Genomic DNA, 13,384 nt, shown 5'->3' on the forward strand with positions numbered 1-13,384 from the left:
ACGGCGGGGCCGCGACGCGGGAGGTCAGTCGGTGCCGGACTCCATCGCGACGTGGTCGAGCAACGCGTCGTCGCCGGTGACCTCGCCGCGGGAGGCGATCGACTCCGCCCCGCCCTCGGGCATCGCGCCGATCAGCCCGGTCGAGGCGGCCTGCGCGGCGCCGATCAGCGCCGGGTGCTGGCTGCCGACCATGCCGAGCCCGGCGTACTGTTCGAGCTTGGCGCGGGAGTCGGCGATGTCCAGGTTCCGCATCGTCAACTGACCGATCCGGTCCACCGGGCCGAAGGCGGAGTCCTCCGTCCGCTCCATGGAGAGCTTGTCCGGGTGGTAGCTGAACGCCGGTCCCGAGGTGTCCAGGATCGAGTAGTCCTCACCGCGCCGCAGGCGCAGGGTCACCTCGCCGGTCACCGCGGTGCCGACCCAGCGCTGCAGCGACTCGCGCAGCATCAGCGCCTGCGGGTCGAGCCAGCGGCCCTCGTACAGCAGCCTGCCGAGGCGCCGCCCCTCGGTGTGGTAGCTGGCGAGGGTGTCCTCGTTGTGGATCGCGTTGACCAGCCGCTCGTACGCCGCGTGCAGCAGCGCCATGCCGGGGGCCTCGTAGATGCCCCGGCTCTTCGCCTCGATGACCCGGTTCTCGATCTGGTCGGACATGCCCATGCCGTGCCGGCCGCCGATGGCGTTCGCCTCCAGCACCAGGTCCACGGCGGAGGGGAAGTCCTTGCCGTTGATCGTCACCGGCCGACCCAGCTCGAAGCCGATCGTGACGTCCTCGGTGGCGATCTCGACGCGGGGGTCCCAGAACCGCACGCCCATGATCGGCTCGACGGTCTCGATGCCCGCGTCGAGGTGCTCCAGGGCCTTGGCCTCGTGCGTCGCGCCCCAGATGTTCGCGTCGGTGGAGTACGCCTTCTCCGTGCTGTCCCGGTACGGCAGGTCGTGGTCGCGCAGCCACTCCGACATCTCCCGGCGGCCGCCGAGCTCATGGACGAAGGCCGCGTCCAGCCACGGCTTGTAGATCCGCAGGGCGGGGTTGGCGAGCAGCCCGTAGCGGTAGAACCGCTCGATGTCGTTGCCCTTGAAGGTGGAGCCGTCCCCCCAGATCTGCACGTCGTCCTCGAGCATCGCGCGCACCAACAGGGTGCCGGTGACCGCGCGTCCGAGCGGGGTGGTGTTGAAGTAGCCGCGGCCGCCCGACCGGATGTGGAACGCGCCGCAGGACAGGGCCGCGAGTCCCTCCTCGACGAGCGCCGCGCGGCAGTCGACGAGCCGGGCGACCGCGGCGCCGTAGGTGGTGGCGCGGCCGGGCACCGAGGCGATGTCGGGCTCGTCGTACTGACCGACGTCGGCGGTGTAGGTGCACGGAACCGCGCCCTTCTCGCGCATCCACGCGACCGCGACGGAGGTGTCGAGACCACCGGAGAAGGCGATGCCGACGCGTTCGCCGGCGGGCAGGGAGGTGAGTACCTTAGACACGATCAGGATTATATGCACTCCTCTGCATGGTCATGCAACCCGGGGGGACGATCCGACCTCTCCCGACCGCGTGCCGCATGGCCCGGCGGCGGCGCCTCACCCGCCGGGCCGACCCGTCCTCCGCCGCTCGGGGGAGGCGGTCAGGACCCGCGGGCGACGCGCCCGCGGAGGCCGTCCGCGCAGGCTGAGGGCCTGACCGCAGGGAGGCGTCGGCGTGGCACGGTGGGACGGGATGGGCCGTATCGGGGGTTACGGGGCGGCGTTGGCGATGACGCCGTACCTGGTGATCAAGATCTCGTGGGTGGTGGGCGCGCTGTTCGGGCTGCTGCCGACCGGCGGCGACGCCACGCTCGCGGAGTGGGTGGTGCTCAACGGCGCCACCGTCGTGATGGCGGGGGTCGGCATCGCCCTGGCGCTCGCCCTGGTGCGGCCGTGGGGGATGCGGATACCGGGTCCGCCGCTGGCGCTGGCGGCCTGGGTGGGGGCGGGGTTCCTGGTGTCGGTGCTGCCGTTCGCCGTCGTCGGTTCGCTGCTCGGGTCGGACGACGCCGAGCCGGACGGGGCGGCGGACGGTCCCGCCGCGACCGACCCCGGTGGCGACGCCGGCGCCACCCTGCCGGCCTGGGAGGCCGGGCTGATCCAGGCCGGTTTCGTCGGCATGGGGCTGGGCCTGGCCCTCGCCCTGCCCGGGTACCTGCGGCGACGCTGGCCGACGGCCTTCGCCGGCCGGCTCGGGGACGGTCCCGGCCGGTCGTCGGTCCGGTGGGCCATCCGGTCGGCGATCGCGGCCGGCGCCGTGCCGGGAGCGGTCTGGCTGTACTGGGCGGCCGGCGGCACCGCGGGCCTGGCCCACCCGGACCGGCGGGACACCGCCTGGTACCTGCTGACGGCGCTGGGCGCGTGGTGGGCGCTGGCCGCGGTGGCGGCCGGCTGGGCGGTCGCCGCCGGTCGGCCGGCGGGGACGCCCCGATGGGTGCCGCTGGCGCTGGGCTGGCTGGGTTCGGGCTCGCTGTTCGCGTGGAGCGGCTGGAAGCTGCCGCTCACCCTCTACGTGGCGCTGGCCCGCCCGGACGACACGGTGCCGCCCGAGCACCCCGCGGTCGCCGTGGCGTTGTACGGGGTGGCGATCACGGCCGGCGCGGGGCTGCTGCGCGCGCTGGTCGACGCCGCCCGCCCGCGGGACCGGCCGCCGGGCTGACGGCCCGGCCCGCGCCGCGGGCGGCGGCCGGCTCAGGGTGCGCCCACGACGCCGGCGTCGTGGGCGATCAGACCGGCCTGGGTGCGGTTCGCGCAGTCCAGCTTGTCCAGCAGCCGCGAGACATGGCCCTTGACGGTGGCCTCGGAGAGGTACAGCCGGGCCGCGATCCGCGCGTTCGACAGGCCCTCGCCCAGGCAGGCGAGCACCTCCACCTCCCGCTCGGTGAGCGAGCCGACGAGCCGCCTGGCGCGGTCCCTGGCCGGATGGTCGTCGCTGGACGCCGCGACGAGCCGGCGGGCGGCGGCGGCCGACAGCACGGTGTGCCCCTCGGCGGCGACCCGCACCAGCCCGATCAGGTCCTCCGGCGGGGTGGACTTCACCAGGAAGCCGGCGGCGCCGGCCCGCAGGGCGCGCAGCACGTACTCGTCGGCGTCGAAGGTGGTCAGCACGACGACCGCCGGCGGATCCCGCAGTTCGGCGATCCGCTCGATCGCGGTCAGCCCGTCCATGCCCGGCATCCGCAGGTCCATCAGCACCACGTCGGGCCGTTGTCGCGTCACCGCCTCGACGCCCGCCGTCCCGTCGTGCGCCTCGTCGACGACCTCGACGTCCGCGGCCGAGCCGAGGATGGTGCGCAGGAACCGGCACACCATCGGCTCGTCGTCCACCACGACCACCCGCACCGTCCGGTCCACGGTCACGCCACCGCCTCGGCGGTGGGCACGTACCCGGGCAACGCGGCCTCCACCCGGAAGCCGCCGTCCGGCGTGGGGCCGGCGCGCAGCGTCCCGTGCACCAGCTCGATGCGCTGCCTGAGGTGGGCGATGCCCAGTCCCGAGCCGGTGGCGGCCAGCGCGCCGCCGGGCCGCCCGGTGGGCGGCGTGTTCCTGACCGAGACCCGGACGCCCGACTCCGCGTACTCCACCCGCACCTCGACCCGGGTGCCGGGGGCGTGCTTGCGGACGTTGGTCAGCGCCTCGCGCACCACCCGGTACGCGGTACGCCCGACGACCGGCGACGCGAGCTCCCGGTCGCCCTCCTCGACCAGTTCGGTCGGGACGCCGACCGCGTTCGACTCGGCGACCAGCCGGGCGACGTCCGCGGCCGTCGGCGCCTCGTCGCCCGCCGCGCCCTCGGCCGGCGCGCGGAGGATGCCGACCAGGTCCCGCAGCTCGTCCAGGGCCTGGCAGCCGGCCGCGCGCAGTTCCTCGGCCGCCTGCCGGGTCGCCTCGTCGGCGGCGGTCATCCGCAGCGCGCCGGCCTGGAGCACCATCAGGCTCACCCGGTGGGTGACCACGTCGTGCATCTCGCCCGCCAGCCGCTTGCGTTCCTCGGCGCGCGCCTGCTCGGCGAGCAGGTGCCGCTCGCGTTCGGCCCGTTCGGCGCGCTCGGTGAGCGCCAGCACCAGCCGCCTGCGGGCGTCGAAGTACAGCGCGAGCAGCGGGCCGAGGGCGGTGCGCAGCAGCCCGATGGTGATCACGGTGATCGACGGCTCCCACGGGCGGGCGACGACGATGGTGAAGGCGGCGAGCGCGACGAGGGCCACCCGGCGGCTCGCCCGGCCCTCCCGGTGCCGGGTGTAGAACAGCGGCCCGTACGCGGCGACCGCGGTCGAGAAGGGCGCCCAGACGTTGCCGCCGCTCGCCGGCGTCAGCGCGTGCAGCGGGGAGATCAGCAGCGTCACCAGCAGCGTGTATCCGCCCAGGATCGCGATGACCGTCAGCGGGGCCCGGCGGCGGGCGATCAGCGAGAGGCAGGCGAGCGCCTGCCCGACCAGCAGCGCCCAGGCGAGGGCGCCGGGGTCGTTCGGCCACCAGCTCCCGCCGACGAGCGTGGCGCCGGTGTCGACGAGTGCGAGGAGGACCGCGATCGCCAGGTCCGGGCCGACGCCGCGGGCGCGAACGCACCGTGGGTCGTTCATGCCGCATACCGTAGGACATTTCCCGCGGGGTTCGGCCTGGTAGGGGACGATCGGCGGGGGCCGCCCCCTACGAAAGTCGCATGCCGGCGCCGGAGACCCTCCGTTCGCCGAGCCGTCGCCGACGGCCGGCGCTGTTCCGGACCCGGTCCGCGGGCGTGGAATCGTGGCATGGCAACCGAACGCAACTCCCGCACGACCACGGCCGGCCTTGGCCGCTACGAGATCGACCCGGACGCCTCGACCGTCGCCTTCCGGTGCCGCGCCGTGTTCGGCCTGGTGCCGGTGCGCGGCACGTTCACCGTGCGGAGCGGGACGGTCGACGTCGCCGAGCCGCTGGCCGACTCCCGGATCCGGGCCGAGATCGACACGGCCAGCTTCCACACCGGCAACCGCCGGCGGGACGACCACGTGCGCTCCCCCGACTACCTCGACGCCGCCCGGCACCCCCTGATGACGTTCGTCGCCGACCAGGTGAGCGTGTCCGCCGTGGCCGGCGCCCTGACCGTGTGCGGCGTGCGCCGGCCGGTGCGGCTGGCCGTCACCCAGGCCGACGCGACGGCGGACGCCCTGTCCGTGCGCGCCACGACGCGGGTGGACCGCACCGCGTTCGGGATCACCACGGCCCGCGGCATGACCGGCCGGTGGCTCGACGTGACCCTGGACATCCGGTGCGCGCGCCGATGAGCACGCGGTCCGACCGGGGCGCCGTCGTCGTGGCTGACCTGCACAGGAGCTACGGCGCGGTGCGGGCCGTGCGCGGGGTGAGCTTCACCGTCCGGCACGGGGAGATCTTCGCGCTGCTCGGCCCGAACGGCGCGGGCAAGTCGACGACGCTGGAGATCCTGGAGGGGTTCCGCGCCCGCGACGGCGGGCGGGTCGAGGTGCTGGGTCTGGACCCGGGCGATCGCGCGGTCGGGCGGGAACTGCGCGAGCGCGTCGGGCTGATGCTGCAGGACGTCGCGGTCGAGCCCTACCTCACGGTGCGCGAGACGGTCGCCCGCGACGCCGGGTACTACCGCGCCCCGCGGGACGTGGACGAGGTGATCGCGCTGGTCGGCCTCGCCGGCCTGGAGCGGCGGCGGGTGCGGTCGCTCTCGGGCGGCCAGAAGCGCCGGCTGGACCTGGCGCTGAGCCTGGTCGGGGATCCGCGCCTGCTCTTCCTCGACGAGCCGACCACCGGCTTCGACCCCACCGCGCGGCGCGCGGCCTGGCGCCTGGTGCGTTCGCTGCGGGACGCCGGCACCACCGTCGTGCTCACCACGCACTACATGGAGGAGGCCCAGGCGCTGGCCGACCGGGTGGCGGTGCTCGCCGAGGGCCGGATCGTCGCGGAGGGCGCGCCGTCGGAGCTCGGCGGTCGCGCCGCCGCGCCGACCCGGATCGGCTTCGCGCTGCCGGCCGGATGTTCCCCCGCCGACCTGCCGCTCGCCGCCGCGCACGGGGTCGTGGCCGACGAGGACGGGCTGGTGACGGTGCGGACCGACGAGCCGACCGGGACGCTGCACCGGCTGACGGCCTGGGCGCTGGGGCGGGGTGTGACGCTCGACCGGCTCGCGGTCGAGCGGCCGAGCCTGGAGGAGGTCTACCTGGGCCTGACCGACGGGGCCGCGGCGGCCCCGGAGCGGAGCGTCCGGTGAGCGCGACCGTCGCCCGACCCACCAGGTCTGGCGCCGCCCTGGCCTGGCACCAGGTCCGCTACGAGCAGCTGTCGTTCTGGCGCAACCCGCAGAGCGCGTTCTTCACCTTCGTCCTCCCGGTGCTGGTGATCGTGGTCTTCGGCGTGATGTTCCACGGCGGCGAGCGCAGCGACTACTTCCACGGCGTGACGCCGTTGCGGTACTACGTGGCGACCATCGCCGTCGTGTCCGTGCTCGGCGCCTGCTACAGCCAGCTGGCCATCGTGCTGGCCACCCGGCGGCAGAACGGGATGCTGAAGCGGGTCCGGGCCACCCCGCTGCCGACGTGGACGTACTTCGTCGGGCTGCTGGCCCACTGCGTCGTGGTGAGCGTGGTGGACGTGCTGCTCATCCTGGGCGTGGGCCGGCTCTTCGGGGTGCCGGTGCCCGATCCCGGCCAGTGGCCGGCGATCGCGGTCACCCTGGTGCTGGGCGCGACCGCGTTCTGCGCGCTGGGCGTCGGCGTCGCCTCGCTGGTCCGCAACGCCGAGGCCGCGCCCGCGGTGGTGCAGTTCGTGCTGTTCCCGCTCGTGTTCGTGTCCGGCACCTACCTCCCGATCCACTCCGACGCGGTGAACGCGATCGCCGGCGCGCTGCCGGTGCGGCCGTTCAACGAGGCGCTGCTCGGCGCCTTCGCCCAGCAGACCGGTTTCGCCTGGCGGGAGCTGGCGGTGCTGCTGCTCTGGGGCGGGGTCGGGGCGCTGGTCGCCGTCCGCCGCTTCCGCTGGGACCCCGGTCCGGGCGGCGGATGACCCGTCACCCGCCGGCCGGCGGCAGGTTGTGGTTCAGCCGGAAGGTGTTGGCCGGGTCGTGGGCGGCCTTCAGGGCGGTGAGCCGGCGGAGGTCCGCGGCCCGGTAGGCGGTGCGCACCCGGTCCGCCGAGGCCGGTCCCTCGGGTCCCGTGCCGTGGCCCATGAAGTTCACCAGCCGACCGGCGAGCCGCGGCCCCAGGGCGGCCAGCAGGGCTCGGTGGGCGGCCATCGCCCGGGCGTCGTCCGGGCCGCCGAGCCGGGAGAGCACGCCCAGGCTGTAGCGGGCGTCCCGGTGGCCCACGGCGTTGGGCACGGCGGGCGGCCGGGCCAGCGCGCCGCCGAGATGCCGCACCTCGACGATGCACGGCACCGCCGCCTCCGGCCCCGCGAGCTCGACGACGCTCGGCACCGCGGCCTCGTCCAGATCGTCGAGCAGGGCCACGTCGCCGTTCCACGGCATCGGCACCGAGGGGTCGTCGTGCACGCTGTCGGCCGCGGTGAACGGGAGGCCGGCGAGGTGGTCGAGCAGCCGCGGGCCGAGGGCGCGCAACGGCGCCACGCACCGCTCCCCCGCCGCCTCGGATCCGGTCCAGGCCACGCGCACATGCGCCACGTGCCGGCCGCGCAGCGGCTCGGGCAGCGCGGGCACGTCGGGCAGCGGCACCAGGGCCAGCGAGGAGTTCATCTCCTCGGGCACGGTCGCCGTCCAGCGCCGGTAGCCGTCGAGGATCTCGGCGGCGCGCGCCGCGCCGCCCGCGTCGAAGTACAGGCCGCCGCCCCAGATCCGGGTGAGCGGCACCAGGCCGATCTCCAGGGCGGTCACCACGCCGAAGTTGTCGCGCCCGCCGCGCACCGCCCAGAACAGGTCGGGCTCGGCGTCGGCGGTGACCCGGCGGGACCGGCCGTCGGCGGTGACCAGATCGAACGCGTGCACCCGGTCGGCGGCGTAGCCGAAGGTGCGGCCCAGCAACGGCAGCCCGCCGCCGACGGTGTAGCCGACCGCGCCGACATGCGACGCGGAGCCGCTCAACGGGGCCAGCCCGTGCCGGGCCGCGGCCTCGATCACCTCGCCCCAGCGCACCCCCGCGGCCAGCCGCGCCCGGCGGGCGGCGGGGTCGATGCTGACCCCCGTCATCCGCCGGGTGGTGACCAGCACCCCGCCCGCGGCGCCGAACGCGGCCCCGTGCCCGGTCGCGGAGACCCCGACCGGCAGGTCCGCGGCGGCGGCCAGGGCGACCGCCGCCCGCACGTCGTCGGCTCCGGTGGCGCCCACGATCACGTCGGGGCGCTGGTCGACGGCGGTGTTGAAGCCCGACCGCTCGGCGTCGTACTCCTCGTCGCCCGGCACCAGCACCGGCCCCCGGACCCGGTCCCGCAGCGTGCCCAGGTCGTTGTCGCGTAGCCGGCCCATGGCCTGCCCCTTTCGTCTCACGTTCGCGTCCCGCGCGCCGTCGCGCGCCCGGCGGCCGATCCCGCCTGCCGCCGGTCTGGGCCACAGGTTGCCTCCCTAACCTGACACCCCCCGTCAACTTTTTCGGGCGATGCTGGGCGGGTGAAGTCCGATCGCCTGCTGTCCCTGCTGCTCCTGTTGCAGACCCGCGGCCGCGTGCCTGCGGCCGAGCTCGCCGCGCGCCTGGAGGTCTCGGTGCGCACCATCTACCGGGACGTCGAGAGCCTGTCGGCGGCCGGCGTGCCGGTGTACGCCGAGCGCGGAAGGCACGGCGGCATCGCGCTGCTGCCCGGGTTCCGCACCGACGTCACGGGGCTGACCGCGGAGGAGGCGCGGGCGCTGTTCGTGCTGGTCGCCCAGGGAACCCACGAGGCGCTCGGGCTGCGCGAGGCGCTGGGCTCGGCGCTGCGCAAGGTGATGGCGGCGCTGCCGGCGCCGCACCGGCCGGCGGCCGAGCTGACCAGCCGGCGGGTCCTGGTGGACCCGGACCGCTGGCTGGTCGGGCGGCCGAGCGCCGACCTCGGGGTGTTGCAGGACGCCGTCTTCGCCGACCGGCGGCTGCGGATCGGCTACCGGCACAGCGGCGCGGCCGAACCGCGCACCTACACGGTGGATCCGTACGGGCTGGTCGCCAAGGCGGGGACCTGGTACCTGGTGGCGGACCGGCGGGGTGTGCCCCGGCTGTTCCGGGCGGACCGGGTGGTGGCGGCCACGCTGACCGCCGCGCCGGTGCGGCGCCGCGCCGGTGTGGAGCTGGCGGACGTCTGGGAGGTGCTGCGGCGGCGGGTGGAGCGGCGGCCCGTGGCCCTGCGGGTCCGGGCCCGGGTGCGGCGGGCGAAGCTCGACCTCTTCCTGCGCCTGGTCGGCCATTCGGTCCTGGAGCGGCCGGAGCCGGCTGGGCCGGCGGAGACGGCGGGACCGGAGTCCTGGGTGGAGGTGACGCTGGGCTACGAGGTGCTCGGGGCGGTGCACCAGCTGCTCCAGCTGGGCACGGAGGTGGAGGTTCTCGACCCGCCGGAGGCGCGGGCCCTGCTGGCCCGCACGGCGTCCGCGATCGCCGAGCGCTACGCGGATCCGGCGAATCCAGGAGATCCGGAGGATCCGGGGAGCGGTTCGGTCGAACGGGCGACCGGATAGGTTGGCTCGCATGGCGAGGGGCGAACTGCTGGGCACCGGGCGGACGGCGGACGTCTTCGCCCTCGACGACCACCGGGTGCTGCGCCGTTACCGCGCGGGCACCGACGCCACCGCGGAGGCCCGGGTGATGGCCCACGTCGCGGCGCACGGGTATCCGGTGCCGGCCGTCTTCCCGGGTGACGGGGACCCGGCCCGCGGGGATCTGGTGCTCGAGCGGTTGGCCGGGCCGACCCTGGCCACGGCCGTGGTCGCCGGGGAGGTGACCGCCGAGCGGGCCGGCACGATGCTGGCCGGGCTGCTGAACGCGCTGCACCGGCTGCCGCCCCGGCCGGAGGACGAGCCGGGGGCGCGGGTGCTGCACCTGGACCTGCACCCGGAGAACGTGCTGCTGACCCCGCGCGGTCCGATGGTCATCGACTGGGCGAACGCCGTCGCGGGCCCGCCGGGGTACGACCGCGCGGTCTCCGCGCTGATCCTCGCCGAGGTCGTGGCCGGCGAGCACCCACTGGCCGACGCCGCGCACCGGATGCTCGCGGAGCTGTTGCCGGGCCTGGACGCGGCCGGCGGACCGGCCGACCGGGACGGCTGGCCGGCCGACCTCGCGCGGGCGCACGCCCTGCGCGCCGCCAATGCCACGCTGAGCGCCGAGGAGCGGGCGCGGCTGGGCGAGGCGGTGGCGCTGGTCGGGACCCTCAGCCCAGCCGCAGGCTCCAGTGGCCGCGCGACCCGCTGATGCTGACCACCGAGAGCGGATGCACCTCGGTGCGCCAGTACGACTGCGGCGGCGCCTTGAGGGCGTAGAGCATGGCCGCGCGGATCACCGAGGACTCGGTCACCGCGACGATCCTGCCGTCCCCCTCGATGGGCCGGGTGTCCAGCCAGCCGCCGATCCGGGAGACGAACGACAGCAACGGCTCCCCGCCGTGCGGGGCCGACCGCGGATCGGACAGCCACAGGTCCACCGCCTCCGGCTCCCGGGCGGCCACCTGCTGCAGGGTCATGCCGCGCCACCGGCCCATGTCGCAGTCGCGGAGTGCCGGCTGGGCGATCGGGGAGAGCCCGAGCGCGTCGCCGGTCTGCCGGCTGCTCGGGGTGGGCGAGCAGTAGCGCAGCTCGGCCGCCGCCAGGGGCACCAGGGCGGGGATGGCGCGTTCCACCGCGTGCCATCCCACCGAGTCGAGTGGGCGGTCATCACCGAAACGGGCGTCGAGAAGCGGCGCACTGCGCGCTGCGGCGATCAGCGTGACCAGCATGCGGCGATCGTACGAGCAGCCGAACAGACGCACCAGCAGGGAGCGCGAAGCCGAAGGGGAAATCCGCGCGCCGCGTGCCACCGGCCGGAAAATCCGAACTCCCTTTCCTCTTAGCGAACTTCAGCACCAGCCACGCGCAGGCGCCGCAAACCCTCCAGGAGTTCGGGCACCCCGGTCGCCGGCGCGAAGCTGAGGCGCAGATGGGGGGCCGGCGGTTCGGCGGCGAAGTAGGGGTGCCCCGGCGCGACGGCGACGCCGGCCCGCAGCGCGGCGGCGGCCAGCGCGGCGTCGTCCGCGCCCTCGGGCAGCTCCAGCCAGAGATGGTTGCCGCCGCGCGGGGCGTGCGGCGGGCGGGCACCGGGAACGACGGGGGGACCAGCCGTCAGCGCGGCCAGCACCGCCTCCCGGCGCTGCCGCAGCGCGGCGGCCACCGTCCGCAGGTGCCGGCCCCAGGCCGGCGCGCCCACCAGTTCGAGCGCGGCCTCCTGGAGCGGACGCGGCACGAAGAAGCTGTCCACCACCTGGATGGCGCGGAGCCTCCGGAACACCGGTCCGCGGGCGGCGAGGGCGGCCACCCGCATGCTGGGCGAGGTCACCTTGGTGAGCGAGGAGACGTGCACCACCGTGCCGTCCGGGTCCTCGGCGGCGAGGGTGGGCGGCAGCGGCCCGGCGTCGGCGTGGGCGAGCCGGCGCGCGAAGTCGTCCTCGACGACGAACGCGCCGGCGGCGCGCGCCGCGGCCAGCACCCGCGGCCGGCGGTCGGCGGCGAGCACCGCGCCGGTGGGGTTGTGGAACAGCGGCTGGCAGACGAAGACCCGTGAGCCGGTGGCCCGCAGGGCGCGTTCCAGCAGCTCCGGGCGCACCCCGTCGCGGTCGACCGGGACCGGCACCGGGCGCAGCCCGGCGGCCCGGGCGATGGCGAGCATCCCCGGATAGGTGGGCGACTCGACGAGCACGGGCGCGCCGGGCGGCGCCAGGGCACGCAGCGCGGTGCTCAACGCGCTCTGCCCGCCGGCGGTGATCAGCACCTCGGCGGCGGTCACCGTCCCGGCTCCGCCGCCGATCTCCCGGGCGAACCAGGCCCGCAGCTCGGCCAGGCCCTCCATCGGCGGTCGTCCCCAGGCGCCGGGGCGGCGCCCGGCGCGGGCCAGCGCGGCGGACAGCGCGCGTTCCGGCCGGAGACCGGGCGCGAGGTAGCCGCCGCTGAGCTCGATCACGCCAGGCGGCGGCGCCGCCAGGGTGGCCAGCACCCCGCTCGCGTCGACGGTGCGCGGTACCCGCGGCGAGCCCGTCTCGGCGCTCAGCGAGACCTCCTGCCACGAGGTGTCCCCGTCCGCCGGCGGCGCGGCGGGTGGCGCGGCGCGGAACGCACCGGCGCCCGGCCGGGTGACCACGAGCCCCTCGGCGGCGAGCACGGCCAGCGCCCGGGAGACGGTCACCGGACTGACCCGATGGCGTTCCACCAGTGCGCGACTGGCCGGCAGCTTCTCACCCGGAGAGTAGCGGTGAAGCTCCTCACGCAGGGATGCGGTCAGCTGGGCCACACTGCTATCGTTGATCATGAGAGTCCAGGATAGCGCTATCGCCCGAGAGTCGGTAGCGGTTCCGGCCCCGCCGGCCGACCGCGGCGGGCTCGCGCTCGCCGGCCTCGGCGTCGCCGTCTTCTCCCTGACCTTCCCGACCACCAGCTGGGCCCTGGAGGGCTTCGGCCCCTGGTCGGTGACGAGCGTCCGGATCGCGCTGGCCGCGCTGATCGCGGTCGGCTGCCTCGCCGCCGCCCGGGTCCCCCCGCCCGCCCGGCGGCACTGGCCGGGGCTGGTCACGGTCGCCGCGGGCTGCGTCCTGGGCTTCCCGCTGCTCACCACGTTCGCCCTGCGCACCACGACCGCCGCCCACGCGGCGGTGGTCGTCGGCCTGCTGCCGTTGACCACGGCCTGCTACGCGGCCGCCCGGGGCGGCTTCCGACCGCGTCCCGCGTTCTGGGCCGCGGCCCTGGTCGGGGCCGCGGTGGTGGTCGGCTTCACGCTGCGGGAGGGCGGCGGCACCCTGGGCGCGGGCGACCCCTACCTCTTCGCCGCGCTGCTGTTGTGCGCCGCCGGCTACGGCGAGGGCGCCCGACTGGCCCGCGACCTGCCGGGCTGGCACGTCAGCGCCTGGTCGCTGGTGGCGTGCCTGCCGCTGTCGCTGCCCGGCGCCGCGCTGGCGCTGCTCGTCGAGCCCGCCGCGCCGACCTGGCGGGCCATGGCGGGGGTGCTGTGGCTGGCGGTGGCCGCCCAGTTCCTCGGCCTGCTCGCCTGGTACCGCGGGCTGGCGCGGGCCGGCACCGCCCGGGCCAGCCAGCTCCAGCTCGCCCAGCCGCTGCTCACCCTCGGCTGGGCCGCCCTGCTGCTGGGCGAGCGGCTCACCCCGCTCACGGCCGCCGCGGCGCTGGCCGTGCTGGTCTGCATCGCGGTCACCCAACGGGTCGCGCGCGGGCCCGGCGCGGGAACCCGCCGTAGACTGGAGAGAGCGTGACCTACCTCAC

13 protein-coding genes are annotated in these 13,384 nt (G+C 76.1%); 7 read left to right on the top strand and 6 right to left on the bottom strand.

Annotation, left to right across the window (positions count from 1 at the left end):
• Positions 1-24: 24 nt before the first annotated feature.
• Positions 25-1,473: an argininosuccinate synthase gene (gene argG / locus ABGB06_RS28630; RefSeq protein WP_347594605.1), complete on the bottom strand. Its 1,449-nt coding sequence runs from the start codon at positions 1,471-1,473 to the stop codon at positions 25-27.
• A gap of 214 nt (positions 1,474-1,687) precedes the next feature.
• Here argG and ABGB06_RS28635 point away from each other — a divergent pair, with 214 nt between their 5' ends.
• On the top strand, positions 1,688-2,671 hold the full coding sequence (locus tag ABGB06_RS28635; RefSeq protein WP_347594607.1) for a hypothetical protein: 984 nt from the start codon (positions 1,688-1,690) through the stop codon (positions 2,669-2,671).
• Positions 2,672-2,703: 32 nt separating this feature from the next.
• Here ABGB06_RS28635 and ABGB06_RS28640 read toward each other — a convergent pair whose 3' ends face one another.
• Together ABGB06_RS28640 and ABGB06_RS28645 are read right to left on the bottom strand one after the other, a co-directional pair.
• Positions 2,704-3,366 carry a response regulator transcription factor gene (locus ABGB06_RS28640; RefSeq protein ID WP_347594867.1) on the bottom strand — a complete coding sequence of 221 codons (663 nt, stop codon included), beginning with the start codon at positions 3,364-3,366 and terminating at the stop codon, positions 2,704-2,706.
• 2 nt (positions 3,367-3,368) lie between these two features.
• A complete protein-coding gene (locus ABGB06_RS28645) occupies positions 3,369-4,592 on the bottom strand; it encodes a histidine kinase (RefSeq protein WP_347594609.1) in 1,224 nt (407 codons plus the stop codon).
• Between the two features lie 168 nt (positions 4,593-4,760).
• On the opposite strand from ABGB06_RS28645, the gene ABGB06_RS28650 reads away from it, so the two are divergent.
• From ABGB06_RS28650 to ABGB06_RS28660, 3 genes are read left to right on the top strand one after another with little or no spacing between them, the layout of a single operon-like run.
• Positions 4,761-5,276, top strand: a complete 516-nt coding sequence (locus ABGB06_RS28650) for a YceI family protein (RefSeq protein ID WP_347594611.1) — start codon at positions 4,761-4,763, stop codon at positions 5,274-5,276.
• Positions 5,273-6,229 (top strand): ABC transporter ATP-binding protein, encoded by a 957-nt coding sequence (locus ABGB06_RS28655; RefSeq protein ID WP_347594613.1) that lies wholly within the window; start codon positions 5,273-5,275, stop codon positions 6,227-6,229. The genes ABGB06_RS28650 and ABGB06_RS28655 overlap by 4 nt, the downstream gene beginning before the upstream one ends.
• A complete protein-coding gene (locus tag ABGB06_RS28660; protein ID WP_347594614.1) occupies positions 6,226-7,020 on the top strand; it encodes an ABC transporter permease in 795 nt (264 codons plus the stop codon). The genes ABGB06_RS28655 and ABGB06_RS28660 overlap by 4 nt, the downstream gene beginning before the upstream one ends.
• Before the next feature lie 4 nt (positions 7,021-7,024).
• Here the strand turns inward: ABGB06_RS28660 and ABGB06_RS28665 are convergent, their stop codons facing one another.
• Entirely contained in the window at positions 7,025-8,452 is a 1,428-nt protein-coding gene (locus tag ABGB06_RS28665; protein WP_347594616.1) for an FAD-binding protein, read from the bottom strand.
• A gap of 120 nt (positions 8,453-8,572) precedes the next feature.
• Between ABGB06_RS28665 and ABGB06_RS28670 the strand changes: the two genes are divergently transcribed.
• Together ABGB06_RS28670 and ABGB06_RS28675 are read left to right on the top strand one after the other, a co-directional pair.
• Complete coding sequence (locus tag ABGB06_RS28670; protein ID WP_347594618.1) at positions 8,573-9,607, top strand: WYL domain-containing protein; 1,035 nt, start codon at positions 8,573-8,575, stop codon at positions 9,605-9,607.
• 10 nt (positions 9,608-9,617) lie between these two features.
• Positions 9,618-10,340 carry a phosphotransferase gene (locus tag ABGB06_RS28675; protein WP_347594620.1) on the top strand — a complete coding sequence of 241 codons (723 nt, stop codon included), beginning with the start codon at positions 9,618-9,620 and terminating at the stop codon, positions 10,338-10,340.
• Here ABGB06_RS28675 and ABGB06_RS28680 read toward each other — a convergent pair.
• Together ABGB06_RS28680 and ABGB06_RS28685 are read right to left on the bottom strand one after the other, a co-directional pair.
• Positions 10,300-10,860, bottom strand: coding sequence for a histidine phosphatase family protein (locus ABGB06_RS28680; protein WP_347594622.1), 561 nt, complete (start codon positions 10,858-10,860; stop codon positions 10,300-10,302). The two genes, ABGB06_RS28675 and ABGB06_RS28680, sit on opposite strands and share 41 nt — an antisense overlap.
• Positions 10,861-10,970: 110 nt before the next feature.
• Entirely contained in the window at positions 10,971-12,422 is a 1,452-nt protein-coding gene (locus tag ABGB06_RS28685) for a PLP-dependent aminotransferase family protein (RefSeq protein ID WP_347594624.1), read from the bottom strand.
• Between ABGB06_RS28685 and ABGB06_RS28690 the strand changes: the two genes are divergently transcribed.
• Positions 12,421-13,374 (top strand): DMT family transporter, encoded by a 954-nt coding sequence (locus ABGB06_RS28690; protein WP_347594626.1) that lies wholly within the window; start codon positions 12,421-12,423, stop codon positions 13,372-13,374. The two genes, ABGB06_RS28685 and ABGB06_RS28690, sit on opposite strands and share 2 nt — an antisense overlap.
• Positions 13,375-13,384 lie beyond the last annotated feature (10 nt).

Origin of the sequence: Streptomyces sp. B6B3, from assembly GCF_039871525.1 — a bacterium.
Taxonomy (GTDB): Bacteria; Actinomycetota; Actinomycetes; order Streptomycetales; family Streptomycetaceae; genus Streptomyces.

What these genes read in the sequence shown, in the direction of transcription:
- ABGB06_RS28645 (WP_347594609.1), bottom strand. Translation starts at nt 4,592, where the DNA reads ATGAACGACCCACGGTGCGTTCGCGCCCGCGGCGTCGGCCCGGACCTG.
- ABGB06_RS28650 (WP_347594611.1), top strand. Translation starts at nt 4,761, where the DNA reads ATGGCAACCGAACGCAACTCCCGCACGACCACGGCCGGCCTTGGCCGC.
- ABGB06_RS28655 (WP_347594613.1), top strand. Translation starts at nt 5,273, where the DNA reads ATGAGCACGCGGTCCGACCGGGGCGCCGTCGTCGTGGCTGACCTGCAC.
- ABGB06_RS28675 (WP_347594620.1), top strand. Translation starts at nt 9,618, where the DNA reads ATGGCGAGGGGCGAACTGCTGGGCACCGGGCGGACGGCGGACGTCTTC.
- ABGB06_RS28680 (WP_347594622.1), bottom strand. Translation starts at nt 10,860, where the DNA reads ATGCTGGTCACGCTGATCGCCGCAGCGCGCAGTGCGCCGCTTCTCGAC.
- ABGB06_RS28690 (WP_347594626.1), top strand. Translation starts at nt 12,421, where the DNA reads ATGAGAGTCCAGGATAGCGCTATCGCCCGAGAGTCGGTAGCGGTTCCG.
- ABGB06_RS28685 (WP_347594624.1), bottom strand. Translation starts at nt 12,422, where the DNA reads ATGATCAACGATAGCAGTGTGGCCCAGCTGACCGCATCCCTGCGTGAG.